21 protein-coding genes and 1 pseudogene are annotated in these 24,988 nt (G+C 72.7%); 10 read left to right on the top strand and 12 right to left on the bottom strand.

Annotated elements, in window-relative coordinates:
- Window positions 1-39 precede the first annotated feature (39 nt).
- Window positions 40-1,317 (bottom strand): helix-turn-helix domain-containing protein, encoded by a 1,278-nt coding sequence (locus OG758_RS15175; RefSeq protein ID WP_326715927.1) that lies wholly within the window; start codon window positions 1,315-1,317, stop codon window positions 40-42.
- A 307-nt stretch (window positions 1,318-1,624) separates the two neighbouring features.
- Entirely contained in the window at window positions 1,625-3,271 is a 1,647-nt protein-coding gene (locus OG758_RS15170; RefSeq protein ID WP_326710495.1) for an acyl-CoA dehydrogenase family protein, read from the bottom strand.
- A gap of 18 nt (window positions 3,272-3,289) precedes the next feature.
- Here OG758_RS15170 and OG758_RS15165 point away from each other — a divergent pair, with 18 nt between their 5' ends.
- Both OG758_RS15165 and OG758_RS15160 read left to right on the top strand, forming a co-directional pair.
- Window positions 3,290-4,462 carry a YihY/virulence factor BrkB family protein gene (locus tag OG758_RS15165; RefSeq protein WP_326710494.1) on the top strand — a complete coding sequence of 391 codons (1,173 nt, stop codon included), beginning with the start codon at window positions 3,290-3,292 and terminating at the stop codon, window positions 4,460-4,462.
- A gap of 51 nt (window positions 4,463-4,513) precedes the next feature.
- Window positions 4,514-5,206, top strand: coding sequence for a helix-turn-helix transcriptional regulator (locus tag OG758_RS15160; RefSeq protein ID WP_326715926.1), 693 nt, complete (start codon window positions 4,514-4,516; stop codon window positions 5,204-5,206).
- 15 nt (window positions 5,207-5,221) lie between these two features.
- Here the strand turns inward: OG758_RS15160 and OG758_RS15155 are convergent, their stop codons facing one another.
- Window positions 5,222-6,238 carry an Lrp/AsnC family transcriptional regulator gene (locus OG758_RS15155; protein WP_326710493.1) on the bottom strand — a complete coding sequence of 339 codons (1,017 nt, stop codon included), beginning with the start codon at window positions 6,236-6,238 and terminating at the stop codon, window positions 5,222-5,224.
- A 154-nt stretch (window positions 6,239-6,392) separates the two neighbouring features.
- On the opposite strand from OG758_RS15155, the gene OG758_RS15150 reads away from it, so the two are divergent.
- Together OG758_RS15150 and OG758_RS15145 are read left to right on the top strand one after the other, a co-directional pair.
- Window positions 6,393-7,799, top strand: coding sequence for an MFS transporter (locus OG758_RS15150; RefSeq protein WP_326710492.1), 1,407 nt, complete (start codon window positions 6,393-6,395; stop codon window positions 7,797-7,799).
- Window positions 7,796-8,998: a M20 family metallopeptidase gene (locus OG758_RS15145; RefSeq protein WP_326710491.1), complete on the top strand. Its 1,203-nt coding sequence runs from the start codon at window positions 7,796-7,798 to the stop codon at window positions 8,996-8,998. The genes OG758_RS15150 and OG758_RS15145 overlap by 4 nt, the downstream gene beginning before the upstream one ends.
- On the opposite strand, the gene OG758_RS15140 is transcribed toward OG758_RS15145, so the two are convergent.
- The 5 genes from OG758_RS15140 to OG758_RS15120 all read right to left on the bottom strand — a co-directional run bounded on the left by OG758_RS15140 (window position 8,995) and on the right by OG758_RS15120 (window position 14,769).
- Complete coding sequence (locus OG758_RS15140) at window positions 8,995-9,408, bottom strand: VOC family protein (protein ID WP_326710490.1); 414 nt, start codon at window positions 9,406-9,408, stop codon at window positions 8,995-8,997. The genes OG758_RS15145 and OG758_RS15140 overlap by 4 nt on opposite strands.
- A gap of 91 nt (window positions 9,409-9,499) precedes the next feature.
- Complete coding sequence (gene mmuM / locus OG758_RS15135; protein WP_326710489.1) at window positions 9,500-10,414, bottom strand: homocysteine S-methyltransferase; 915 nt, start codon at window positions 10,412-10,414, stop codon at window positions 9,500-9,502.
- 9 nt (window positions 10,415-10,423) lie between these two features.
- Window positions 10,424-10,585: an SAM-dependent methyltransferase gene (locus tag OG758_RS15130; RefSeq protein ID WP_384304949.1), complete on the bottom strand. Its 162-nt coding sequence runs from the start codon at window positions 10,583-10,585 to the stop codon at window positions 10,424-10,426.
- 47 nt (window positions 10,586-10,632) lie between these two features.
- Window positions 10,633-13,527, bottom strand: a complete 2,895-nt coding sequence (locus OG758_RS15125) for a glycoside hydrolase family 2 TIM barrel-domain containing protein (RefSeq protein WP_326710488.1) — start codon at window positions 13,525-13,527, stop codon at window positions 10,633-10,635.
- A 15-nt stretch (window positions 13,528-13,542) separates the two neighbouring features.
- Window positions 13,543-14,769 carry an ROK family transcriptional regulator gene (locus OG758_RS15120; protein ID WP_326710487.1) on the bottom strand — a complete coding sequence of 409 codons (1,227 nt, stop codon included), beginning with the start codon at window positions 14,767-14,769 and terminating at the stop codon, window positions 13,543-13,545.
- A gap of 127 nt (window positions 14,770-14,896) precedes the next feature.
- On the opposite strand from OG758_RS15120, the gene OG758_RS15115 reads away from it, so the two are divergent.
- A complete protein-coding gene (locus OG758_RS15115) occupies window positions 14,897-15,589 on the top strand; it encodes a pyridoxamine 5'-phosphate oxidase family protein (protein ID WP_326710486.1) in 693 nt (230 codons plus the stop codon).
- Between the two features lie 65 nt (window positions 15,590-15,654).
- Window positions 15,655-16,974, top strand: coding sequence for a radical SAM protein (locus OG758_RS15110; protein WP_326710485.1), 1,320 nt, complete (start codon window positions 15,655-15,657; stop codon window positions 16,972-16,974).
- Window positions 16,975-17,241: 267 nt separating this feature from the next.
- Here OG758_RS15110 and OG758_RS15105 read toward each other — a convergent pair whose 3' ends face one another.
- The 3 genes from OG758_RS15105 to OG758_RS15095 form a co-directional block, all read right to left on the bottom strand.
- Complete coding sequence (locus OG758_RS15105) at window positions 17,242-17,709, bottom strand: peroxiredoxin (RefSeq protein WP_227298035.1); 468 nt, start codon at window positions 17,707-17,709, stop codon at window positions 17,242-17,244.
- Window positions 17,706-18,128: a DoxX family protein gene (locus OG758_RS15100; RefSeq protein ID WP_382059585.1), complete on the bottom strand. Its 423-nt coding sequence runs from the start codon at window positions 18,126-18,128 to the stop codon at window positions 17,706-17,708. Before OG758_RS15100 ends, OG758_RS15105 begins: the two co-directional genes overlap by 4 nt.
- A gap of 89 nt (window positions 18,129-18,217) precedes the next feature.
- Window positions 18,218-19,492, bottom strand: coding sequence for a DUF1906 domain-containing protein (locus OG758_RS15095; protein WP_326710484.1), 1,275 nt, complete (start codon window positions 19,490-19,492; stop codon window positions 18,218-18,220).
- A 425-nt stretch (window positions 19,493-19,917) separates the two neighbouring features.
- On the opposite strand from OG758_RS15095, the gene rsgA reads away from it, so the two are divergent.
- The 3 genes from rsgA to OG758_RS15080 all read left to right on the top strand — a co-directional run bounded on the left by rsgA (window position 19,918) and on the right by OG758_RS15080 (window position 23,051).
- Window positions 19,918-21,027, top strand: a complete 1,110-nt coding sequence (gene rsgA / locus OG758_RS15090) for a ribosome small subunit-dependent GTPase A (RefSeq protein ID WP_326710483.1) — start codon at window positions 19,918-19,920, stop codon at window positions 21,025-21,027.
- Between the two features lie 135 nt (window positions 21,028-21,162).
- Window positions 21,163-22,563, top strand: a complete 1,401-nt coding sequence (locus OG758_RS15085) for a DNA-3-methyladenine glycosylase 2 family protein (RefSeq protein WP_326715924.1) — start codon at window positions 21,163-21,165, stop codon at window positions 22,561-22,563.
- The gene (locus OG758_RS15080; protein ID WP_326710482.1) at window positions 22,560-23,051 is read left to right on the top strand and encodes a methylated-DNA--[protein]-cysteine S-methyltransferase; all 492 of its coding nucleotides are present in this window, start codon (window positions 22,560-22,562) and stop codon (window positions 23,049-23,051) included. Before OG758_RS15085 ends, OG758_RS15080 begins: the two co-directional genes overlap by 4 nt.
- Here OG758_RS15080 and OG758_RS15075 read toward each other — a convergent pair.
- A pseudogene (locus OG758_RS15075) lies at window positions 23,048-23,278 on the bottom strand (pyridoxamine 5'-phosphate oxidase family protein); the annotation flags it as partial. The gene OG758_RS15080 and the pseudogene OG758_RS15075 sit on opposite strands and share 4 nt — an antisense overlap.
- A 42-nt stretch (window positions 23,279-23,320) precedes the next feature.
- On the opposite strand from OG758_RS15075, the gene OG758_RS15070 reads away from it, so the two are divergent.
- Window positions 23,321-24,955, top strand: a complete 1,635-nt coding sequence (locus OG758_RS15070) for a recombinase family protein (protein WP_326715923.1) — start codon at window positions 23,321-23,323, stop codon at window positions 24,953-24,955.
- The last annotated feature ends 33 nt before the right edge of the window (window positions 24,956-24,988 follow it).

The raw sequence follows: 24,988 nt of genomic DNA, 5'->3' as shown, positions 1-24,988 counted from the left end.
TTAACTTGGCCTGAGAAAACCGCTGTTGTGGGGGCGGGGTCAGTGCGGCGGCGCCGACCGTGATCTCAGTACGCCGGGTGCCACCGAGTACGGCAGCAGGTCCGCCGGGCTCTGCGGGAGCACCACCTCCAGCTCCGCCTCCTCGTGGAAGCGGTACGGGCGGTGCCCGAGCAGGCTGCCGAGATAGCGGCGTACGCGCGACATCTCGGCGCGCACCGTCACCGTGCGCGTCGGGTCGCCGAACATGTCCTCCGCGAGGCCCGACGCGCTGCGCCCGCGGGGGCGGTGCAGGGCCAGCAGATAGAGGAGTTCGGCGTGGCGCGGGCTCAGCTCGTGCGACCAGGACCGCGTGCCGTCGGTCACCGTGACCGACCAGTGCCGGGGCCTGCTCACGTCCAGGACGACACGGGTGCCGCCGAGCGGTTCGGCCGCCCCGTCCGGACCGTCGGGCCGCAGCAGCCAGCCGCCCGGCAGCGGCGCCACCGCGCACATCCCCAGCGTCGGCAGCCAGGCCCGCCCGTCCGAGAGTTCCGAGAGCTCGGACAGCGACTTGGGCAGCGCGATCCGGTCCACCGGCTGCATCCCCGTCACCGCCGCCGTCCAGCCCTGGACGTCCACGGCGACCGCCCGGCCGCCGATCCGCGCGAGGACCGGCGCCGCGACGGCCCGCAACCGGTCGAGCGCCGCCGCATGCCGCTCCCGCAGCCGCGCCTCCGCCAGCTGCGCGACCGTCCCGACGAGCGAGAGCGTCGCCGGGTGCATCGTCTCCAGGGGGCCGCTCACGTCGACGACGCCGATCAGCCGCCCGTCGCGCGGGTCCGTGATCGGTGCCCCCGTGCACGTCCAGGTGTGCAGCGACCCCACGAAGTGCTCGGCGGAGAAGACCTGCACCGGGCGCCGCGTCACGAGCGGCGTGCCCACCCCGTTCGTCCCGACGGTCTCCTCGGACCAGTCCGCGCCCAGTTCGAAGCCGAGCCGGTCGGCCTTGTGCAGCACCGCCGCGCTGCCCTCGCGCCACAGGACGCGCCCGTCCGCGTCGGACACGACCATGATGTGCTGCGCCGCGTCCGCGACGGTGACCAGCGCCTCGCGCAGCACCGGCAGGATCTCCAGGAGCACGGACGACTGGCGGCGCTCCTCCACCTCGTCCATGCTCAGCAGGCCCGAGCGCACGTCACGGTCCGGGTCGACCCCGCTGCGGAGCATGCGGTTCCAGGACTCGCCGATCACCGGGCGCGGCAGGATCTGCGGCTGCTGCCCCGACAGGGTCGCGGCGCGGACGCCTTTGAGGAGCCGCGCGGCCAGGGAGCAGTCCATGGTGGACAGCCGGCCGAGATCGACGGTCGAGTTCTTCTGCGTCACGGGTCCTCCTGGAACAGACCAGTGCGTGGGGACGTGTGCCTATCGTGCCGCTTCACCGGCCTTTGCGGGGCGGAAAGGCGGCCGCGACAGTTGCAACCCTCTGCAACTCTGGCGAACAGCCGTACGTCGGTCGAAGCTGAAACCGTGCCGCTCCGGCGGCGCGGGAGCTCCTCAAGGGGCCTGCAAGGCGGGGGTGATGCCGTGTCGGCGCAGCATCACCCCCGTGACCTCGGTCGTCACCCGGTGGTTTCGGGCCGGTCGCTCAGCTCACAGGGCGCGCCCGCTCGACGACCGACCGCAGGTCCAGGCTGTGCGGCAGCGTGCCGAACGCCGCACCCCAGTCCCCGCCGAGCCGCGAGGCGCAGAACGCGTCCGCGACCTCCGGCGGCGCGTGACGCACCAGCAGCGAGCCCTGGAGCACGAGAGCGATCCGCTCCACGACCCGGCGCGCCCGTGCCTCGATGCCTTCCAGGTCGGCGAGTTCGGTCAGCAGGTCCTTGATGGCGCCGTCGAGGCGGTGATCGGCGCCCCGCGCCCTGCCGACCTCCTGGAGGAACGCGTTGAGCGCCTGCGGCTCGCGCTGCAACGCCCGCAGCACGTCGAGCGCCTGCACATTGCCGGATCCCTCCCAGATGGAGTTGAGCGGCGACTCGCGCAGCAGCCGCGGCATGCCGGACTCCTCCACGTAACCGTTCCCGCCCAGGCACTCCAGGGCCTCGGCCGCCATGGGCGTGCACCGCTTCGTCACCCAGTACTTGGCGGCCGGGACCGCGATCCGCAGGAACGCCCGCTCCTGCTCCGACCCGGTGTCCTGCACGGCGTCCTGGGCCGCCGCGAGCCGCAGCGCCAGCGTCGTCGCGGCCTCCGACTCCAGCGCCAGGTCGGCCAGCACGTTGCGCATCAGCGGCTTGTCGACGAGCCGGCCGCCGAACGCCTCGCGGTACGTGCAGTGGTGGATCGCCTGCGCGACGGCCTGGCGCATGATCGCGGCCGAACCGAGCACGCAGTCCAGGCGCGTGGCGGCGACCATCTCGATGATGGTGCGCACCCCGCGCCCCTCGTCCCCGACCCGGCGCGCCCAGGTCCCGTCGAACTCGACCTCGGCCGACGCGTTCGACCGGTTGCCCAGCTTGTCCTTGAGCCGCTGGATCGCGAACGGGTTGCGCGTGCCGTCCTCCAGGACGCGGGGCAGCAGGAAACAGGTGAGTCCCTCGGGGGCCTGCGCCAGGACGAGGAAGCCGTCCGACATGGGCGCGGAGCAGAACCACTTGTGCCCGGTCAGCTCGTACGTGCCGTCCTCGGCGAGCGGCGTCGCCCGCGTCGTGTTCGCGCGGACGTCGCTGCCTCCCTGCTTCTCCGTCATGCCCATCCCGAACACGACGCCCGCCTTCGTGGCGGCGGGCCGCAGCCCCGCGTCGTACACCATCGAGGTCAGCCGGGGCTCCCACTCGGCGGCCAGCGCGGGATCGGCCCGCAGCGCGGGCACCGCCGCGTGCGTCATCGACAGCGGGCAGGTGTGGCCCGCCTCGACCTGGCTCCACACCAGGAACGCGGCCGCGCGCCGCAGATGGCCGCCGGGCCGCGACCAGGCCGACGTGAGTCCGGCCGCGACACCCTTGGCCATGAGCCGGTGCCAGGACGGATGGAACTCGACCTCGTCGACGCGGTGCCCGTAGCGGTCGTGGGTGTGCAGCGTCGGCGGATTCCCGTTCGCGAGCACGCCCCACTCCAGGGCCTGGGTGGAACCGGCGGCGCGGCCGAGGCCGCCGAGTTCCTCGCGGACCTCGGCGGTCAGCGAGGGCTCCAGATGCCGTTCGACTCCCTCGGTGAGGGCCTTGTCCGCGGCAAAAACGTCATATCCCACCAGGGGCGGAGCCTGGTTGGTCACTGCGTGGGTGGTGGCTGCCATGACAGATACGGTAAGGACGTGCACCAGGCAAAAGAAACACCCGATCGGCCACGCAGAGGCCGACTCCACCGGGCCCGCGCCCTTTACCGCAACGTCTCGAAGCGCAGGACCGCCTGGCTGCTGCTCAAGGACACCGTCAACTCGTGCATGGAGTACCGCATCCTGGGGCTCGCGGCCGAGGCGGCGTTCTTCACGCTCCTGTCCGTGCCGCCGCTGCTCCTCTCCCTCATCGGACTGCTCGCCTACGTCGACACCTGGACCGGCGCCCACACGATCGCCGGCGTCCGCGACAACATCCTGGAGGCGTCGCGCACCGTCCTGAGCGACCAGGGCGTGAAGGAGATCGCCCGGCCGATCCTCGACGACGCGATGAAGGGCCGCCCCGACGTCATCTCCATCGGCTTCCTGTTCTCGCTGTGGTCGGGCTCGCGCGCGGTGTCCACGTTCGTCGACACGGTGACGGTCATGTACGGGCTCGACGGTGTGCGCGGCATCGTCAAGACCCGGCTGCTCGCCTTCCTGCTGTTCCTCGTCGCGCTGATCGTCGGCTCGGTCGCGCTGCCGCTGATGATCGCGGGCCCGGACGCGGTGATCGCCCTGGTCCCGTGGTCGGAGACCGTGGTCCAGGTCCTGTACTGGCCCGTCGTCCTCCTCCTGTCCGTGGTCTTCCTGACGACGCTCTACCACGTGTCCGTGCCCGTGCGTTCGCCGTGGATCGAGGACGTCCCCGGTGCCCTCGTGGCCCTCGCGATGTGGGTGCCGGGCAGCTTCCTGCTCCGCCTCTACATCACCAGCGCCATCGAGGGCCCCACCATCTACGGGTCCCTGGCCGCGCCCGTCGCCGTGCTCCTGTGGATCGGCGTGTCGGCGTTCGCGGTGCTCGTCGGCGCCGCGGTGAACGCGGCGATCGACCGGGTCTGGCCGTCTGTCGCGACCTCGGTCGCCCGTGCCGCCAACGAGCGGTGGCGGACCAAGCAGGCCGCGGAGTACGTCGCCCGCTCCGCCGCCCGCCAGGCGCACGGCGACGACGACGCGGACGACCCCGACATGCCGTCCGAGTTCCCCGAGCGCTGGTCGAAGTTCCTGCCCCCGGACGACGTGTCGTCCCGCCTGCGCACGCACGTGCGCAAGAACGGTGACCATCCGCAGGACCCCCGTCAGCGCGACCACGACCACCACGACCACAACTGACCGGCGGACGCCACCCCGCGCACGCGGCGTAGCCTCGAAGACGTGGCTGACGTGTACCGGGAGCGGGCGGCGCGGAGCGTGGCGGGCGCGGTCCTGTGGACCCGTACCGTCACCCCGGGCGGCGACGGCCGAAGCCCCGCACCGGACGTCCTGCCCGACGGCTGCATGGATCTGCTGTGGACCGAGGGACGCCTCTTCGTCGCCGGACCCGACACACACGCGTACCGGCCCGGCATCAGCGGTGCCACCCGGTTCGCCGGCATCCGCTTCTTCCCCGGCACCGCGCCCGCCGTCCTCGGCGTCCCGGCCCAGGAACTGCGCGACCGGCGCGTCGACCTCGCCGACCTGTGGCCGTCGGACCAGGTGCGGCGCCTGACCGAACGGGTCGACGCGGCACACGACCCGGCGGCCGCCCTCGAAGCCGTGGCCCTCGAACGGGGAGCCGCGCCGCCCGACGCCGTCCTCGCGCACATCGTGGCGTCGCTCGGCGCGGGCCGCACCGTCGCCGAGACCGCCGACAGCGCGGGGCTCGGCGCGCGCGGCCTGCACCGGCGCTCCCTCGCCGCGTTCGGCTACGGGCCCAAGACCCTGGCCCGCGTCCTGCGTCTGCAACGCGCCCTCGCGCTGGCCCGCGGGGGAGTGCCGCTCGCCGAGACGGCCGCGCGGGCGGGGTACGCCGACCAGGCCCATCTGGCGCGTGACGTAAGGGCGTTGGCGGGCGTTCCGCCGACCCGTCTCGTCTGACGGGGCGGGCCGCGCCTACCAGGGAGAGATCGGCTCGATCCCGACCCGGCGCCCCTCCTCGTCGAGCAGATGCCCCATGCGCTTGACGGTGTGCAGGCCGACGATGCGGTCCGTCACCGTGAGCGAGGGCAGCCGGGCGCACAGCGCGGTCTCGCGGCGCTGGATGTCTCCCAGGTCGTGCACCCACAGCGTGGCGAAGATGTTCGCGGGACCCGTGACGGCCGCGACAAGACGGCACTCCGGGAGCGCGGCGAGCGTGCGGTGGACGGTGCCGATGTCCCGCGCGGGGACCCGGCCGAGCAGCGACACCGGAACCGGATGACCGGCGAGCGCGGACGCGATGTCGCAGCGGAACGTCAGGACCGCCGAGTCCGTGAGGCGGCGCAGCCTGCGGCGGACGGTGGGCGGGCTGGTGTCGGTGCGCTCGGCGAGTTCGGCGAGGCCGAGCCGCCCGTCGCGGACGAGTTCGCCGAGCAGGGCCCGGTCCACGGGGTCGAGTTCGAGCCCGCGCGCCGGCTCCTGCGCCGCCGTGGCGTTCCCGAGCGCCGTCATCTGCGAGGGGTCGAGGGAGCGCAGCCGCCAGCGGCTGCCCTCGACGTAGAGCGACGTGGCGAACAGGGCGCTGACCGACACGATCCCCGGCAGCTGGTCCAGCTCCCGCGTGAGGAAGCGGCTGAGCGAGGGCAGGTCGGGGGCCAGCACGTCGAGCAGCAGGTCGGAGCTGCCCGGGGCCGTCACCTCGATCGTCGCCGCCTCCGGGAGCGCACTCAGCCGGGCGAGCAGCCGCGACCGTTCCTGCGGCAGGCAGCGCAGCAGCACGAACGCCGTGCAGCGGTTGCGGGTGAACTCGCGGCCGGGCGCCGCGTACACCCAGGCGAGCCCCGCCCGCGTCAGCCGGTCCCAGCGCCGCGCCAGCGTGCCCGCCGTCACGCCGAGCGGCGGCGAGAGCTCCGACCAGGATGCCCGGGGCCGTAGCTGGAGGGCGTTCACCAGGGCGAGGTCCAGCTCGCTGGCGGTGACCGTTTCTCGCATCACAAGCACTCCGTACGTACGAATCCATGAATATTCGGGGCCGTCCGTGCCTCGGCCCGCACAGTAGCGACCACATTCGGTTCCGGCCACCAGAAGATCCAGAGGTGAAGCTGTGTCCACACACACAACGGGAACGGGGCGGGGACCCAGAGCGGTGAGCTCCGGCCCGGCCATGGTCGCGACGATGGCCGTCGTCGTCCTGTTCAGCGGCATCGTCCAGGGCTATCTGACCCCGCTCCTCCCCGAGGTCGGCCGGAGCCTGCACATCGGCACCGTCGGGCAGAACAACATCTACCTGCTCTTCCAGCTGGCCTGCGCCGTGCTGACGCCGCTGCTGTCCCGGCTCGGTGACCTGCACGGACACCGCAGGCTGCTGCGGGTGGCGCTCGCGATGGTGGCGGGCGGCTCGCTCCTGATCGCCGCGTGGCCGTCCGCCGTGACCCTCGCCGTCGGCGTCACCCTCCAGGGCGCCCTCGTCGGCTTCTTCCCGCTCCTCGTGGGCATCCTCCGCTCCCGCGCCCCCGAGCAGAACCGCACCGGGATCTCCCTCCTCGTGGGCGTCCTGCTCATCGCGATCGGCGTCGGCGGTCTCGTGGCCGGCGCGCTCAGCGAGGGCCACGCGCAGGCCGGGCTGTGGACCGCGGTCCCCGTCGCCGTGCTCGCCGTCGCCGCCGGTCTCGTACTGCCGGACAGCGACATCCCGCGCGGCGGCCGCTTCCACTACGGCGCGGCGGCGCTGCTCACCGCCGGCCTCATCGCGCTCGTCCTCGTCCTGGCCCAGGGCAGCACGTGGGGCTGGGGCTCGGCGCGCACGATCGGGCTCGCCGTCGTGGCCGTCGCCGTCCTCGCGGCCTGGGTGGCCGTCGAGCACCGGTCCGAGAACCCGCTGGTCAGCGTCCGTATGCTGGCCAACCCGCGGCTCGCGGTGGTCAGCGGCTACACGTTCTGCGCCTCGTTCGGCACGATCGGCTTCCTCGGCGCCAACGCCCTCTTCCTGGGCTCCTCACGCTCCGAGAACGGCTACGGCATGGACATGGGTCCGCAGGCCATCGCCACGATCTCGCTCGCCATGGTCGTCGCCGGATTCGCCGGATCCACGCTGACGCCGCGCCTCGCCCGGCGCATCGGCGACCGCGCCGTGCTCGCCACGGGCGGCGTCCTCGTCGCGCTCGGCTTCCTGGGCATGGCCCTCTTCCACGACAGCCTCGGCCAGTATGTGACCTCCGCCCTCGTCGTGGGCCTGGCGACCGGGCTCTTCGAGTCGATCACGCGGACCTTGTCGGCGGAGGTCGTCGAGGAGCACGAGACCGCGCTCGCCGTCGGACTCAACGAACTCGCCCTCTCCCTGGGCGCGGCCATCGGCGCCGCCGTGATCGGCGGCTTCTTCACCGCCCACGCCGTGCGCGGGACCACGCGCATCGCGGAGTCCGGCTACCTGTGGGGCTGGGGCGCGTGCGCCTGCGCCGCCGTCGTCGGCACGGCCCTCACCCTGCGCTACCGCGCGCCCCGCACCGCCGCCACCCCCGTACCGCACCTCGCCCCGACCGGAGACCTCGCATGACCGACACCCCGACCGCGCGCAAGACCGTGACCGGCGCCGTACGGAACTGGCGCGAGCCGGTCGTCGCCCTCAGTCACGCCCTGCACGACGACCCCGAGACCGCCCTGCAGGAACACCGCGCGGCGGCCCGGATCGCCGACCTCATGGAGAGCGCCGGATTCACCGTCACCCGCGGCGCCGGCGACCTCCCCACCGCGGTGCTCGCCACCTACGGCACCGGCGACCTCGTCATGGCGTTCTGCGCCGAGTACGACGCCCTGCCCGGCATCGGCCACGCCTGCGGGCACAACGTCAACGGCGCCGCGTCCGTCGGCGCCGCCCTCGGCCTCGCCGCCGTCGCCGACCAACTCGGCGTCACCGTCAAGCTGATCGGCACGCCCGCCGAGGAGGACATCGGCGGCAAGGTGCTCCTCATGGACGCCGGGATCTTCGACGACGTCGCCGCCGCGATGATGGTGCACGCCGCCCCCGACGACACCGTGGGCGCCTCCTCGCTGGCCATCGGCGCCTGGGATCTCACCTACCGGGGCAGGCCCTCGCACGCCGCGCTCGCCCCCTGGGAGGGCGTCAACGCGCTCGACGCCATGACCGTCGCCCAGACCGCCGTCGGCCTCCTGCGCCAGCAGCTGCCGCCCGGCGTCGTCGTGCACGGCATCGTCACCGACGGCGGCCAGGCCGTGAACGTCATCCCGGCCCGCACCGCCGCCCGCTACGAGGTCAGGGCGCGCACCGTGGAGCAGCTCGCCGAGGCCTGGCAGCGGGTCAGGGCGTGCTTCGAGGCGGGCGCGCTCGCCACCGGCGCCGAGCTCGAAGTGAGCGCGCACGGAAGGGACTTCGCCGACCTGCGCCAGGACGAGGAGATGACCCGGTCCTACGCGAGGGCCGCCGCTGAGCTGGGCCGTACGGTCACCTCACTGCACGGCGAGACGATGGCGTCGACCGACATGGGCAACGTCTCGCAGCGCATCCCCTCGATCCACCCGACGGTCGGCTACGACACGGGCGGTGCCAAGCAGCACACCCCCGAGTTCACCGCCCACGGCAAGACCCCGGGCGCCGACCTCGCGGTGCTCGACGGGGCGACGGCCCTCGCCCTCGTAGGCGTCGACCTCGCGACGTCCGGGGTACAGCGCGCCCGGCTGCTCGACGGGGTGCGCAAGCGCCGGGCGAACGCGTCCTGGCCGGGCGGACGCATTTAGGCGGTCGTGGCCGGCGGTGCGAACAGGTCGACCCCGTTGCCGTCGGGGTCGAGGACCACGGCGTACCGCTGGCCCCAGAACGCGTCCCACGGCTTCAGCTCGCCGTCGTACCCGGCGGCCAGCAGCTCCTCGTAGACGGCGTCCACCCCGGCCGCGTCACCGCAGTCGAAGGCCAGCCCGTGCCGGGAGGCGCCACGGGCGGGCGCCCGCCAGGACGGGTGGAACGACTTCACGGTCTCCTCGGTGTCGAGCAGGACGCGCAGGCCGCCGGGCAGGACGGCCTCCGCGTGCGGCTGCTCCTCGGCCCCTTCGGGGAACGCGAGGCCGAGGCGGCGGTAGAACGTGACGGCGGCGGCCATGTCGGAGACGACGACGCCCACGGCGTCCAGTCGTGCGGTGATCTCGGTCATGCCCCCACCGTAGGCACGCGCCCCCGCACCGGTCTTGAACGAATCGGACACCGCCGCGCCGCACCCGCGCCCGGTCGCCGGCCCGCGCCGCTCAGCGACGTACCGCCGCCGCGAGCGCCGCGATCCGGTCAGGGCCCACGCGGCAGCAGCCTCCGATCAACCGGGCCCCGGCCCGCTCCCAGCCGGCCACTCGGTCCGCGGTGAACGTGGCCGCGCCCCGCCAGCCGCGCGCTTCCGCGTCCCAGGACTCGCCGCTGTTCGGATAGGCCACCACCGGCTTCCCCGTGACGCGCGCGGCCAGCGCCACCGCGGGTTCGACGTCCTCGGGGGCGCAGCAGTTGACGCCCACCGCGACGATGTCGTCCGCGTCGGCGGCGAGCGCGAACGCCTCCTCCAGGGGCTGCCCGGCGCGGGTGCGGTCACCGGCGACGCTGTACGACAGCCACGCCGGGACACCGAGCCCCCGCACGGCCCGCAGCAGAGCCCGCGCCTCGTCGGTGTCCGGCACGGTCTCCAGGGCGAGCACGTCCGGCCCGGCCGCGGCGAGGGCGTCGAGCCGGGGCCGGTGGAAGGCCTCCAGCTCGGCCACCGTCAGGCCGTAGCGGCCCCGGTACTCCGAACCGTCGGCCAGCATCGCCCCGTACGGGCCCACCGACGCGGCCACCCACAGCGGACCCGGCACCCCCTTCGCCTCCGCGCGCCGGGCCGCCTCGCGCGCCAACTCGACGCTCAGAGACAGGAGTTCGGCGGCCCGCTCGCGGGAGACCCCGTGCCGCGCGAACCCCTCGAACGTCGCCTGGTAGCTCGACGTGATCGCCACCGAGGCCCCCGCCTCGTAGTACGCGAGATGTGCGGCCACGATCGCCCCGGGCCGCTCGGCGAGCAGCCGCGCCGACCACAGCTCGTCGCTCAGGTCGTACCCGGCGGACTCCAGCTGGTTGGAGAGCCCGCCGTCCAGGACGACCGGCCCCGCGGCGAGGGCTTCGGCAAGAGGAGGTGACGTCATACGACGACGCTAACTCTGTCGGAACCCGGACGAGCGGGGCACGAACGTGAAGCCGCGCTCGTGGTACGTCTCGGCCACCTTGGCGATCTTCTCGGCGTTCAGGCCGGAGGTGGGGTGGCTCAGGAACAGCGCGCTGCCCACCGGCAGCGCGTCCACCAGCGCGCGCACGATGTCGTACGCCTCAACTGCCGGGTACGGGACAGGCCTTGGCCCGTGGATCAGCCCGCTGCCGAGAACGTGAAGGCGAACGTGGCCGGGGCCACCTCGTGCACGTACCGCGGGAGCGGGCCGGGGCCGCAGGACTGGGAGCCGATGCCGTGCTGGGCGTGGTCCAGGTTCACCCACACCGTGTTCCCGGCCACCAGGTCCGTGCGGTGCCCGGCCGCGTCGAGGTGTTCGCTCGTCCAGCGGCGGGCCGTGAACCAGAACTCCGGCTCGCCGTCGATCCGCAGGCCGCCGATCTCCATCCGGCGGACATCCGCGCGCGCACCGTTCTCCTGCGGGCGCACGTACGGGGTCTGGAGCTCGTCGACGGACGCCTCCCACCGGCCGAGCCGCGACGCGGCACGTGTGTCCGGGTAGGCCTCGCCGGGGCCGCCGCCGAACCAGCGCGCGTGCGTCGCGGACGACGGCAGGCCGAGGCGGACGCCCAGGCGGGGGAGCGGCACCGTCCAGTCGCCCTCGGGGGTCACCGAGACCGTCAGGGTCAGACGGCCCGTCTCGTCCGCCGTCCAGCGGTACTCCGTGCCGAGCGCGAACTGCTCGGCTGCGGGGGCCACCCGGGTCCGTACCGTCAACGCGCCTGATTCCAGGATGACGTGGTCGAGGCGGTGCCGCATGCGGTGCAGCCCGGCCGTGCGCCACAGGAGGCCGAACCGCCGGTCCGCCTGCCAGTCGGCGCCGTTGTCGTTGTCCGTCGGCGCCCGCCACACGTCCAGGCGCACCCCGGTGACGGGCACCTGTCCGACGCTCCGCAGCTCGCCCGTACGCGCGTCGAAGACGGCCGGGCCGAGCGTGACGGCCTCCGCTTCCCGCACCGGCGAAAGCCCGCTCGCGGGAACGACCGACTTCCTTCCTGACGCGGGGAGTTGACCCCATGCGACCACGTGACCCCGGTCCGCCCACGCGGTGTCGTCGGCGAGCGCCGCCCGTACCGTCCACTGCGTCTCCGCGCCCCGTGCCGCGTCCGGCGGGGCGGGCAGCTTGACGTCCGCGCTCTCGCCGGGCGCGAGCGCGGGCACGGCGAGCGGGCCCGATTCCACCGGCGCGCCGTCCACCTCGTACGACCAGGTGAAGGCCAGCGCGGCGAGGTCCGCGAAGTCGTGGCGGTTCGTGACGCGGACCGTGCCCGCCGTCCCGTCGCCCTCGACCAGGACCGGCTCGATCACCTTCTTGTACTCGACGAGTCCGGGCGAGGGCGTGCGGTCGGGGAAGAGGAGCCCGTCGCACACGAAATTGCCGTCGTGCAGCTCCTCGCCGAAGTCACCGCCGTACGCGTACCCGTACCGTCCGTCCGCGAGGCCGTGGTCGATCCACTCCCAGACGAATCCGCCCTGGAGCCGGTCGTACGTCTCGAACAGGCGCTGGTACTCGGAGAGTCCGCCGGGTCCGTTGCCCATCGCGTGCGCGTACTCGCACAGGATGAACGGGAGTTCGCGGCGCGCCTCGGGGCCCTCGTCCTCGTACCGGCCGATGCGTTCGACCTCGGCGTGGTCCGCGTACATCCGCGAGTAGACGTCGGTGTCGGCGCACGACGGGTCGCCCTCGTAGTGCAGCGGGCGGGACGGGTCGCGGTCCCGGATCCAGTCGGCCATCGCGCTCAGGCCCGCGCCCGTGCCGCACTCGTTGCCGAGGGACCAGATGATCACCGACGCGTGGTTCTTGTCGCGCTCCACCATGCGGGCCGCCCGGTCGAGGAGAGCCGGGGTCCAGCGCTCGTCGTCGACCGGATTGCGCTGCCACCGCTCGTGGGTGAAGCCGTGCGTCTCCAGGTCGCACTCGTCGATCACCCACAGGCCGAACTCGTCGCACAGGTCGAGGAACGCGGGGTGGGGCGGGTAGTGCGAGGTCCGCACGGCGTTGATGTTGTGCCGCTTCATGAGGAGGACGTCGTGGCGCATCGTCTCCTCGTCCACGGCGCGGCCGCGCTCCGGGTGGAACTCGTGCCGGTTGACGCCGCGGAACAGGATCCGCTTTCCGTTGACCTTGAGGACGCCGTCCTCCACGGCGACGGTACGGAATCCGGCGCGGAAGGGGATGATCTCCCCGCCCGGCGTGGCCAGTTCACCCGCGTACAGGCGCGGCGTCTCGGCCGTCCACGGCTCCACCGGCAGCGACACCGGCTCACCCGCCCCGACGTCCACGCCGAGTTCGGGCACGGTCACGCGCCCTCCCGCGCTCGCCTCGACCCGCAGGGTGCCTTCCCCGGTGCGGTGGTCGTACGCGGTGTGCACGAAGAAGTCGGCGTCCGCGCCGTCGGGCCGGTGCAGCAGCGTGACCTCACGGAAGATGCCGGGCAGCCACCACTGGTCCTGGTCCTCCAGGTACGAGCCGGACGACCACTGATGGACGCGTACGGCCAGGACGTTGCCCTCCGCGCGCAACAGCCCCTCGACCGCGAACTCGTGCGGCAGCCGCGAGCCCTTGAACTCGCCGAGCTCCTCGCCGTTCAGCCAGACCCGCGCACACGACTCGACCCCCTCGAAGCGCAGCACGGTCGCCCCCGACGCCGGCCAGTCGTCCGGCAGGCCGAAGACGCGCAGATGGTCACCGGTCGGGTTCTCGGTCGGGACACGCGGCGGGTCGACGGGGAACGGGTAGACGGTGTTCGTGTACGCCGGTGACCCGAGGGCCCCGTCGCCCTGGAGTACCCAGTGCCCCGGCACTGTCAGCTCCGTCCAGGCGGACGCGTCGTGGCCGGGGCGCGCGAAGGACGCGTCGTGGCCGTCGGCCGTCGCCGAGAGGCGGAAGCGCCAAGGGCCGTCCAGGGACAGGGACGCGGCGTCGGAGGCGGCGTACCAGGAGCGCGGCGCGACACCGCCGGTCCCGGGGGACACCTGCTCGTAGTAGGGGAGTGCGGATTCCTCAGGGAGGGACACCTCGGGGAGGGACATCGTTCTCCTTGACGGTCAGGTCGTGTGCGGGGTGAGGGTGGTGCCGGTCAGGCCCGGCGACGACAGCACGCCCTCCAGAGCGAAGGTCGCCGCGCCCAGGCTCACGGGGTCGGTCGGTATCGGGGACAGGACGATCTCGGTGGCCGCGAACGGGCTGCCCAGCGCGTGCCGCGCGACGGCCTGGCGCACTTCGGTCAGCAGGGGCGTACCGAGCGCGGTCGCCACCCAGCTGCTGAGCACGATCACTTCGGGGTTGAGCAGGTTCACCAGGTCCGCGACGGCGGCGCCGAGATGGCGGGCGGTCTCCCGGACGACCCGCAGCGCCACCGGGTCGCCGCCGGCGGCCGCGCGGCCGAGCGCGCCGATCGTGGCGGTCTGGTCATCATCGGTCAACAGCGCACTGTGCGGGGCGAGTTCGCGCAGCGTCCGCATGATGGCGGGCGCGCCCACGTACGCCTCCACGCATCCGGCGTCGCCGCAGCGGCACGGCCGCCCGTCGAGCACGAGCGTGGTGTGACCCCACTCGCCGGCGCTGTTCGTGACGCCGCGGTGCAGGGCGCCGCCGAGCGCGAGGCCCGCGCCGACGCCGGTGCCGAGGTTGATCACCACGGCGTCGTCGCATCCGCGCGCGGCACCGAACCACAGCTCCGCGACCGTCGCCGCCCGCAGCGGGTTGTCTAGGTGGACCGGGTAGGGGAGGCGCTCGCCGAGCAGCGCGGTCAGCGGCACGTCGCGCCAGCCCCAGTTCGCGGCGCGGACCGCGACGCCGCGCTCGCGGTCGACCTGCCCCGGCATCGTGACGCCCACCCCGAGCACCCGCGGCGGGCGGCGCGTGTCCGCGGCGGCGACCACGGCCCCCACCGCCGCCGCGATCCGGCCGACGACCTCCTCCGGGGCGGACTCGCCGGGCCGCAGCTCCTCCTCGGCGCGCGCCACTACGCCCAGCGCGAGATCGAAGAGCTCCGCGTGCACGTACGTCTCCGCCACGTCGACGCCGACGAGCGCGCCGCCCGCCGCGTCCACCGCGACCAGCGAGCGCGGACGCCCGCCCGCGGACTCCTCGAAACCGACCTCGACGAGCAGGCCGAGTGCCGTGAGCTCCGCCACGAGCGTGGCGACCGTCGCCTGACTGAGCCCGGTCGCCGCCGCCAACTCGCCCCGGGAAGCGGGGGACTTGGCGATGAGGTGGCGCAGCACCGCGTACCGGTTCGCCGTCCTGATGTCCCGGGATGTGTGCTTCACCGTGTCCCCTCCTCCGCCCGCTTCGACGCTACGGCCGCCCGCACCCCTTCGACAAGGGGTTTGAAAAGGGGTTGTCAAAAGTCCCCGCCCGCGAGGGGGTGGTCACCACGGAGTACCGTCCGACCGCATGACCCAGACCGAGAACGCGACAACGCTGTCGCGCACGCTCCCGCAGACCGACCGCACCCGCCACAGCAGGCTCCGCGAGCAGGGCAGCCTCGAACGCTCCGACCTCGAGGCGATCCTCGACGCGGCATTCGTCTGCCATCTCGGCGTCCTCGTCGACGGCCGCCCCGTCGTCGTCCCCACCGTCTACGGCCGCGACGACACCCGGCTCTACCTGCACGGATCGGTGGCGAGCCGCAGCCTGGCCGCCGAACCCGACGCGCCGATATGCGTGACCGTCACCCACGTCGACGGCCTGGTCCTCGCCCGCTCCGTCTTCGAGCACGGCGTGAACTACCGCAGCGCGATGATCCACGGCGTACCGCGCACGGTCACCGACCCCGACGAGAAGCTCGCGGGCCTGCAGCGCCTCACCGAGCACGCGACCCCCGGCCAGTGGACGTACGCCCGCCGGCCCAACCGCAAGGAACTGGCCGCCACCACCCTCCTGGTGCTGTCCCTCGACGAGGCCTCCGTCAAGATCCGTACGGGCGCCCCCGACGACGGCGCCGGGCCCGACGCAGTCCTCGGCCTGTGGGCCGGCACCCTGCCCCTGACCTCCCGCTGGGGCGCGCCGACCGCCGACCCGCTGCTGCCGCCCGGCATCACCGCCCCGGCGCACATCGTGGCGCGCGCGGGGACCCGGCAGGGCTGACGTGCAAGCGGGGGCATACCGTGAGTTCTCGAGCAGTGATGTTCCGGGAGCTGAGGAGAGACGGGATGCAGAGCCGTACGGCGCTGGTCGAGGACCTGATGGAGCGCTTCCCGCACGTGCCGCGGGAAGCGGTGTTCAAGGAGGATCTGCTGCGCGGCGGCGTGGCGTTCGACAGGTCCGCGCTCAGCGACAACGAGTCCGGTGACGTCAAGCCGAAGTCGTACTTCATCTTCTCCTTCGACCACGGCACGCTCCCCGAGCTCGGCGAGGCCGCGCTGCGCCGACCGCCGGAGGAGATCATCCTCACCGGCGGCCCGTACGACCTGCGGCGCACGGTCGTCTCGGTCCGCGTGAACCCGTCGTCGCCCTACCGGGTCGCGGCCGACGAGGACGGGATGCTCGGCCTCTACCTCGACGGGAAGCGGATCTCGGACGTCGGCGTCCCGCCGATGCCGGAGTACTACCGGCACAAGCTCTCCAACGGAAAGTCCGTCATGGAGGTGGCCCCCACCATCCAGTGGGGCTACCTGATCTATCTGACCGTCTTCCGCGTCTGCCAGTACTTCGGCGCCAAGGAGGAGTGCCAGTACTGCGACATCAACCACAACTGGCGCCAGCACAAGGCGGCCGGCCGCCCGTACACCGGCGTCAAGGACGTCGACGAGGTCCTCGAAGCCCTCGAGATCATCGACAAGTACGACACCACGAAGGCGTCCACCGCCTACACGCTCACCGGCGGTGCGATCACCTCCAAGCTCCAGGGCCGTGACGAGGCCGACTTCTACGGCCTGTACGCCAAGGCCATCGAGGAGCACTTCCCCGGCCGCTGGATCGGCAAGGTCGTCGCCCAGGCGCTGCCCAAGGACGACGTGCAGCGCTTCAAGGACTACGGCGTGCAGATCTACCACCCCAACTACGAGGTGTGGGACCGCCGCCTGTTCGAGCTGTACTGCCCCGGCAAGGAGCGCTACGTCGGCCGCGACGAGTGGCACAAGCGCATCCTCGACTCGGCGGACGTCTTCGGCGCGCGCAACGTGATCCCGAACTTCGTGGCCGGCGTCGAGATGGCCGAGCCCTCCGGCTTCACCACCGTCGACGAGGCCATCGCCTCCACCACCGAGGGCCTGCGCTTCTTCATGTCGCACGGCATCACACCCCGCTTCACCACGTGGTGCCCCGAGCCGACGACCCCGCTCGGCAAGGCCAACCCGCAGGGCGCGCCGCTGGAGTACCACATCAGGCTCCTGGAGGCCTACCGCTCCACGATGGAGGAGTACGGCCTCTCCTCGCCCCCCGGCTACGGCCCCGCGGGCGCCGGCCGCGCCGTGTTCTCCGTCAGCTCGTTCATGGACAGCCTCGCGCCGGAGACCGCCCCGGCCGGCTAGCCACGGCTCCGCCCCCACGGGCTGTGCCACTGGTCGGCGATGGCCGTCGCCCGCGCGAAGTGAGCGGCGGCATCGCTCTTCCGGCCCAGGAGCAGGGCGGGTTCACCGAGTGTGTACGCGACCGGCCGGGTCGCCACCGTGAAGCCCGAGGAGGGCGGCGAGTCGCAGTACGGCGACCGCCTCCTCGGGGAGCCGGCCCAGTGACCGGCGGGCCGCCCCGGTTGTCGCCGAGGAGCGGTGCCGGCCGCCCGCCCGTTCCACCTGTGTTCAGGCCGCCCGCTCCCGCAGCACCGCGAGCGCACGGTCGGCGTGGGCGCTCATCCGGAACTCGCTGCGGACCACTTCGAGGACGACGCGGTCCTGTCCGAGGACGAACGTGGCCCGCTTCGTCGGCGCGATCGAGAAGCCGCGCGCGACCCCGAACCGCTCGCGCACCTCGCCCTGCGCGTCCGAGAGCAGCGGGAAGCCGAGCGTGTGCTTCCCGGCGAACTCCGCCTGGCGCTCGACCGGATCGGCGCTGACGCCCACGGGCCGCGCGCCGACGGCCGCGAACTCGGCCGCGAGATCCCGGAAGTGACAGGCCTCGGCCGTGCACCCGGGCGTCATGGCCGCCGGGTAGAAGAACAGGACGACGGGACCCTCGCTCAGCAGCTCCGACAGCCGCGTCGGGGTGCCGCTCTCGTCCGGCAGGGTGAAGTCCTCGACGGTGTCGCCCGCTTCGACGCGCTTGCTCATGATCCGGCCTCCTGGGCCTTGGCCACGCCGCGCGCCCACAGCACGAGCGGCACCTGAAGGGGAAGCCGCACGAGGGCCGCGGTCAGCAGCGGCGCGGGCTTGTCGCGCCAGTCGACCGCCATCTGCACATTGGCGGGGAAGACGCCCACGAAGAAGGCGGCCGTGGCCTGAGCGGCCCTGCGGCGCGTCCACGGCAGCGCGATGCCGGCCGCGAGCGCGAGCTCGACGGCGCCGCTCGCGTACGTCCACGCGCGCGCGGAGCCCGGCAGCGCGCGGGGCACCGTGGCGTCGAAGGACTTCGGGGCGACGAAGTGCGTCACCCCGGCACCGGCGAGCAGCCCGGCGAGGGCGAGTGACTTGCGCGTGGACGACGAACGGGACCTGGAACGGGGCCTGGAACCTGAAGCGGGGCGGGGCACGGAACCTCCTCGGATGACTGGCGCGCGATATTACTCGGGAGTAAGCGCGCTGGGGAAGCCTGCGTGACCGAGCCCCTGTCGCCCCTGGCCTACCCGACGTCGAGATAGTCGCGGTCGATGTTCACCTTGGCGCCGCCCCAGGTCTCCTGGACCTCACCGGCGTACTGGTGGATGCGCTGACTGCCCGGCCAGGCGGAAGCCGGGACGTAGCTGCCGGCGTCGGTGGTGGCGGCACCGTTCCACGCGGCGAACCAGATGTGGTCGACGCGCGTGTACGCCGGGTTGTCGTGCTCGGCCGCCGCGTCGCGGACACCGGAAGAGGCGCCGGAGTAGAAGCCGGAGAGATAGCCGCCGGCGTGCAGCGCCTCGGTCCAGCCGGACAGGTAGGAGAGGACGGCCGCCTTGCAGGAGGCGGTGGAGGCGTAGCCCTCGATGTCGTTGTAGAGGGCGCTCCCGGCCGGGATGCCGAGCGCCCGGGCGGCGGACACCGAGCCGACGGCGGCAGCGGCGCCCTGAGAGCGCGCGGTGGCCGGAACGGCGGACATCCTGTTGGAGAAGGTGGTGCAGGGGGCTTGCCTGCCGACCTCGATCGGGATGAGCCGCCACCCCTTCGCGGTCTGCTTGCTCACCCAGGAGGCGGTGAGGTTCGGCTGCGCGCAGGCTCGTGTCTCGCCGCTGATGTAGACGCCGACGGCGCCGTACGGGGAGTCGGCCCGCCAGGCGTCCATCGTCTTCTGGGAGGGCGCGGTGCAGGAGTCGAAGCCATGGCCGGTGAACTCGCCGGGCTGCGCCCCCGCGGCGGCCGCGGTCCGCGCCGCACGGCCCGTCGGCAGCGGCGCGGGATTGCCGCCCGTCGTCAGGATCGCCGACCCAAGGACCTTGCGTACCGCGGTCTCGTTGGCGTCGGTGTGCGACGCGGTGACGAGTACGCCCGCGCTCTCGACGGCGACCTGGATCTCGTCGTTGGTGGAGACCGCGCCCGGAGCGACGGCCGAATGACCGGCGGCGCGTGCCGTGGAGGGCGTCACACGGTGGGGGTCAAGACCGGCAAGCGGTTCGACGACCAGGCCTTCCGTGCGTCCGACCAGCCTCGCCGGGCACGTCGACCCGTTGCCGGGACGGCCGAGATAGACGGTGGGCCGGTCGAAACGTACGCAGGTGTCGGGGTGCCGTTCGAGGTCGACGACCTGCCACGTGGCCGGGACCCGCACCTGGTAGCCGTGGTACGTCACCACTTGTGCGCCGTCCTGCGCTTCCGCCGGAGCTGCCCCGACGGGCGCTGCGGACAGTGCCCCCAGTGCGACGAGCAGTGCCGCCGCGGTGGCGGCCGGGCCGCGCCCGCGCCGGATCGGACGAAGTCGCACGAGGGTCTCCTCTTCGGAGGGGGGAACAGGGTGACTGCAGCGCTAGGTGTACCGCGTCGGGTCAGTGAGGCGGCTGTACGACGCGGGGGATGTGACGAGGTGTCATCCGCCCTCCGTAGTCGCACTCGCCTGGTATCCGACTCAGGGCTGCCGGCCGGTGTCCGGGGGGTGGGCGCGAGGCCGATAAATGCCTGGTGCCGCTGCTCTTGCCTGAGCTAGTCTCCGAACCGTTCCAGCGGTGGTCCATGGCCACCGTACGCAGAGGCGTGTTCCAGGAGGTGTTGACCGATGGCTGTCGTTGTGACGGGCGCTGCCCGCATCCAGAAGTTCATCGAGTCCACCTCTGTGGTCACCGGCTGACCTGCCTTCTTCGTTCGCGCCGCTGTGCGCGACCAGCTGGGGCCGCCTTTGTGAAGGGTCACCCCTTGTCTTCCTCTTCTCTCCCGAGCTCTTCTCCCTCGAAATCGGCCCTGGCTGTGTACGGCTGGGACGGCGGCTGGGAAGCTGAGTTCGCCCGGTTCGCCGGGCAGGGCCTGCTGCCGGGCCGTGTCGTACGTGTCGATCGTGGTCTGTGTGACGTCGTCACCGCCGAGGGTGTGGTGCGCGCCGACACCGAATTCGTCGTCCCCCGCGACCCGATGAAGGTCGTGTGCACGGGCGACTGGGTCGCCGTAGACCCTGAAGAACGCGACCCGCGGTACGTGAGGTCGCTGCTGCCGCGCCGCACGTCTTTCGTGCGGTCGACCTCGTCGAAGCGGTCGGAGGGCCAGATCCTCGCGGCCAACGTCGACCACGCCGTGATCGCCGTGTCGCTGGCCGCCGACCTCGACCTCGGCCGTATCGAGCGGTTCCTCGCCCTGGCGTGGGAGTCCGGCGCCCAGCCCGTCGTCGTCCTCACCAAGGCCGACCTCGTGCCGGACGCCGCGACCACCGCGCACCTCGTCTCCGACGTGGAGACGGCTGCGCCCGGCGTGCAGGTCCTCGCGGTCAGCGCCGAGCAGGGCCACGGCATCGATGTGCTCGGCGCGCTCCTCGACGGGACGTCCGTGCTCCTCGGCCAGTCCGGAGCGGGCAAGTCGACGCTCGCCAACGCCCTGCTCGGCGCCGACGTCATGCACGTGCACGCCGTGCGCGACGTCGACGGCAAGGGCCGGCACACCACGACCACCCGCAACCTGCTGGTCCTGCCGACCGGCGGCGTCCTGATCGACACCCCCGGGCTGCGTGGCGTCGGGCTCTTCGACGCCGAGGCCGGCGTCGGGCAGGTCTTCTCGGAGATCGAGGCCCTGGCACAGGAGTGCAGGTTCCACGACTGCGCCCACGACGCCGAGCCGGGATGCGCCGTGCTGGCCGCGCTCGACGACGGGACGCTGCCCCCGCGCCGCCTCGACAGCTACCGCAAGCTGCTGCGCGAGAACCAGCGGCTCGCCGCCCGCACCGACGCCCGTCTGCGGGACGAGATGCGGCGCGTCTGGAAGATGCGCGGCGCCCAGGGCCGCGCCGCGATGGAGGCCAAGCGGGGGCGCCTCGGCTGAGCCGGTCTCGCGTGCGGCCTCCGCCGTCCCGTACGGGACGGCGGAGGCCGCGGCATCCCCGCGCCCCGGTGCCATAGCGCCATGTCCGAATTCCGCCAGCCCCCTGCGCCGCGCAGGCGCACACTGGAGGGCGTGATGATCGATGAGGACACGCGGTACGAAGCGGTGCGCAGCCGCGACGCGCGCTTCGACGGAGAGTTCTTCTTCGCCGTCGAGACGACCGGCATCTACTGCCGCCCCAGCTGCCCCGCGGTCACCCCCAAGCGAAAGAACGTCCGCTACTACGCCACCGCCGCGGCGGCGCAGGGCTCCGGGTTCCGCGCCTGCCGGCGCTGCCGCCCCGACGCCGTGCCGGGCTCGGCCGACTGGAACGTACGCGCCGACGTGGTGGGCCGCGCCATGCGCATGATCGGCGACGGCGTCGTCGACCGCGAGGGCGTCGCCGGGCTCGCGGTGCGCCTCGGGTACAGCGCCCGCCAGGTGCAGCGCCAGCTCACCACCGAGCTGGGCGCCGGGCCCGTCGCCCTGGCCCGCGCCCAGCGCGCCCACACCGCGCGCGTCCTGCTCCAGACGACCGGCCTGCCGATCACGGAGATCGCGTTCGCCGCGGGCTTCGCGAGCGTGCGCCAGTTCAACGACACGATCCGCGCGGTCTACGCCCGTACGCCCACGGAGCTGCGCGCCGAGGCCCCCGCCACCCGCGCCACCGCCACCGCGGCCGGCATCCCCCTGCGCCTCGCCCACCGCGGCCCCTACCAGGCCCGCCCCCTCTTCGACACCCTCGCCCGCGAGGCCCTCGACGGCGTCGAGGAGATGACCGGAACGCCGGGCGCCCGCATCTACCGGCGCACCCTGCGCCTGCCGTACGGCACCGGCGTCGTCTCCGTCGACGAGCGCACCAGGTCCACGCCCGCGAGCCGCGCCGCGCACCACGGCGGCTGGCTCGACGCCCGCATCCACCTCACCGACCTGCGCGACCTGACGACGGCCGTGGGACGCCTGCGGCGCCTGTTCGACCTGGACAGCGACCCCTACGCGATCGACGAGCGCCTCGGCGCCGACCCGCGCCTCGCACCGCTCGTGGCCGCACGGCCCGGTCTGCGCGCGCCGGGCGCCGCCGACCCCGACGAGGTGGCCGTGCGGCTCCTCGCCGGGCGGACGGAGTCGGCGCGGCTCGTCGAGCGGTACGCGAAGGCCGTCGACGCGCCCTGCGGCACCCTCACCCATGTCTTCCCCTCACCCGACGACCTCGCCGGGGAACCGGGACCCGTCGGCGCACTCGCCACGGCCCTCGCCGACGGCGCCCTGCGCCTCGACCCGGGCGCCGACCGCGACGACGCCGAGGCCGCCCTGCGCGCCCTGCCCGGCGTCGACGCCCGCACCGCCGCCCTCGTCCGCATGCGGTCCCTGGCCGACCCGGACGTGGCCCTGCCCCACGCGCCGGGGCAGGAACCCGTACCCGACACCTGGCGCCCCTGGCGCACGTACGCACAGCAACACCTCTGGACACAGCGACAGTTGGAGCAGCAGTCATGACCGTCTACTACACCGTGCTCGACAGCCCCGTCGGTGAACTCCTGCTCACCGGCGACGAGTCGGGCGCCCTCACCTCACTGTCCGTGCCCGGGCAGAAGGGCGGCCGCACGGTGCAGCCCGGGTGGCGGCGCGCACCCGAGCGATTCGCCGACGCCGAGAAGCAGCTCGCCGCCTACTTCGCCGGTGAACTCAAGGAATTCCAACTGGAGTTCAGCACGGAGGGCACCGAGTTCCGCGAGAAGGTGTGGGCGGCGCTCGACGCCGTGCCGTACGGCGCGACGACCACGTACGGCGCCGTGGCAGCGAGCATCGGCGCGTCACGCGCCGCGGTCCGCGCCATCGGCGGCGCGATCGGGGCCAACCCGCTCCTCATCGTCCGCCCCTGCCACCGCGTGATCGGCGCGGACGGCTCCCTCACCGGCTACGCGGGCGGCCTGGAGCGAAAGCTGCAGCTGCTGTCCCTGGAGGGAGTCCTCCAGGATCGCTAGTCGTCGAGGGCCTGGTCGTCGAGCCCCCAGCTGTGGATCTTGCGCGGGTGGATGCGGATGAGTTCCTCGCTGAAGTGCGCGCCCAGGTGGTGCGGGCCGGTGAGGAGTTCCGCCTCGCCACGGATGTCGACGCCCCGCACCTTCCACGGCTTGAGGCTGAGGATGTCGTCGACGACGAGCGCGACCTTCGGGTTCGCCTGGAGGTTGCGCCATTTCTTCGTCGTCCCGAACTGCTGCGAAAGACACCCCTAACCTGGGATGCTCAACTCGTGGCTCTAGGCAGTGCAATCGCCGTGGTACGCCGGGTCGTTCGCTGCTTCATCTACGCCCGGATCAGCGAGGACCGCGAGGGTGCGCACCTCGCCACCGAGCGGCAGGTAGAGGACTGCGAGGAACTCGCCGCCCAACTCTCCACGCCCACAGTTGAGTACCGCATCGTGCGGCTCTTCGAGGACAACGACCTCTCGGCCTACACCGGCAAGCCCCGGCCCGACTACAAGGCCATGCTCGACGCACTCCGCAACGACGAAGCAGACTGCGTCCTCGCCTGGCACACCGACCGCCTGCACCGCTCCCCTGTCGAACTTGAGGAGTACATCGACGTCTGCGGGCCCAACGGCATCGACACCCGCACCGTCAAGGCCGGTCAACTGGACCTCAGCACAGCCACCGGCAGGATGATCGCCCGGCAACTCGGCGTACAGGCCCGCTACGAAGTGGAGCGGATGATCGAACGCTCCAAACGGGCCCGGGATCAGAAGGTCGGGCGTGGTGAATACGCCGGCGGACCCCGCCCGTTCGGCTACGAGAAGGACGGCGTCACGCCGCGCACGCTGGAGTGCCCCGACTGTGGGCGGGTGGGTCCCGACGGGTTCCCAGTGCGGCGCCAGTGCGACGGATGCGGGGCGGTCGACCGATTCACGCGGAACCTTGCGTGCGAGGCGTGCGAGGCGAAGGACACGCTCCAAGTCACCAGGGTGTGCGGCGACTGCGGAACGACTGCCACGTTCGCTGAAGGGTCGGAGGCAGCCGTCGTCCGCGACGCGGCGCCCGCTGTTCTGTCCGGAGCCTCGCTCGGATCCCTCGTCGCGGCCGCCAAGACGGCCGGCCTGATGACGTCTCACGGCAAGGTGCACCGAGCCCCGAACTTCCGCAGCGTGCTGCTCCGGCCTCGCAACGTCGGGTTGATGCAGCACCGCGGGGAGATCGTCGGCCGGGCCGATTGGATGCCGCTCATGGATGAGCCCACGTGGCGCAGCATGGTTGCGGTACTGGAGGATCCGGCGCGGCTCCCTTCGGCGACGAATGCGCGCAAGCATCTCGGGTCCAACATCTACGTGTGCGGCGTGTGCGGGGCCACGCTGAAGGCGTCTTCGAAGCCGAATCGCCGGGGCGGTGGGACGCGGCCGGTCTATCGGTGCCGCGACAAGGATTGTGTGACACGGGATCTCCCGGACCTCGACAGCTTCGTCATCTTGCAGTTGATGGACAGGCTTGCCCGTGAGAACACCGAGGACCTCACGGCACCTCGTGAGGAGCCGGTCAATGTCCGTGCTCTGCAAGATGAGATGCGGTCGGCGCGTCGGATGCTGGACGACTTGGCCACCGCCCTCGGTAAGGGCGAGATGGACATGCAGGAGTGGCGTGCTGCCGCTGGCCCTGCGCGGAAGCGACTTGCAGCGGCCGAGGACGCGATGAAAGACGCGGTAAAGCGGAACCCGGCTGCGGAGTTGATCGGTGCAGAGGATCCCGAGGCGGTGTGGATGAGCGAGGCGTTCGATCTGTCCCGGAAGCGGGCGACCATTGACTACCTGATGAAGGTCACGGTGCATACCGCGCGTCGGGGTCGGATGGTCGGCGGGTCGTACTTCGACGCGGAGACGATCGAGATCGAGTGGAAGTAGTGCCGCATCAGGCAACGTTGGCCCTGTTGTGAG

Source organism: Streptomyces sp. NBC_01474 (assembly GCF_035918215.1).
In the GTDB taxonomy this organism is placed as follows: Bacteria; Actinomycetota; Actinomycetes; order Streptomycetales; family Streptomycetaceae; genus Streptomyces; species Streptomyces aureus.
Note: the sequence above shows the minus strand (reverse complement) of the source record. Positions and strands in the feature narration are given on the sequence as shown.

What these genes read in the sequence shown, in the direction of transcription:
- OG758_RS15085 (WP_326715924.1), top strand. Translation starts at nt 21,163, where the DNA reads ATGATCGATGAGGACACGCGGTACGAAGCGGTGCGCAGCCGCGACGCG.
- OG758_RS15105 (WP_227298035.1), bottom strand. Translation starts at nt 17,709, where the DNA reads ATGAGCAAGCGCGTCGAAGCGGGCGACACCGTCGAGGACTTCACCCTG.
- OG758_RS15080 (WP_326710482.1), top strand. Translation starts at nt 22,560, where the DNA reads ATGACCGTCTACTACACCGTGCTCGACAGCCCCGTCGGTGAACTCCTG.
- OG758_RS15115 (WP_326710486.1), top strand. Translation starts at nt 14,897, where the DNA reads ATGACCCAGACCGAGAACGCGACAACGCTGTCGCGCACGCTCCCGCAG.
- OG758_RS15110 (WP_326710485.1), top strand. Translation starts at nt 15,655, where the DNA reads ATGCAGAGCCGTACGGCGCTGGTCGAGGACCTGATGGAGCGCTTCCCG.
- OG758_RS15175 (WP_326715927.1), bottom strand. Translation starts at nt 1,317, where the DNA reads ATGGACTGCTCCCTGGCCGCGCGGCTCCTCAAAGGCGTCCGCGCCGCG.
- OG758_RS15140 (WP_326710490.1), bottom strand. Translation starts at nt 9,408, where the DNA reads ATGACCGAGATCACCGCACGACTGGACGCCGTGGGCGTCGTCGTCTCC.
- mmuM (WP_326710489.1), bottom strand. Translation starts at nt 10,414, where the DNA reads ATGACGTCACCTCCTCTTGCCGAAGCCCTCGCCGCGGGGCCGGTCGTC.
- OG758_RS15145 (WP_326710491.1), top strand. Translation starts at nt 7,796, where the DNA reads ATGACCGACACCCCGACCGCGCGCAAGACCGTGACCGGCGCCGTACGG.
- OG758_RS15170 (WP_326710495.1), bottom strand. Translation starts at nt 3,271, where the DNA reads ATGGCAGCCACCACCCACGCAGTGACCAACCAGGCTCCGCCCCTGGTG.
- OG758_RS15125 (WP_326710488.1), bottom strand. Translation starts at nt 13,527, where the DNA reads ATGTCCCTCCCCGAGGTGTCCCTCCCTGAGGAATCCGCACTCCCCTAC.
- OG758_RS15155 (WP_326710493.1), bottom strand. Translation starts at nt 6,238, where the DNA reads ATGCGAGAAACGGTCACCGCCAGCGAGCTGGACCTCGCCCTGGTGAAC.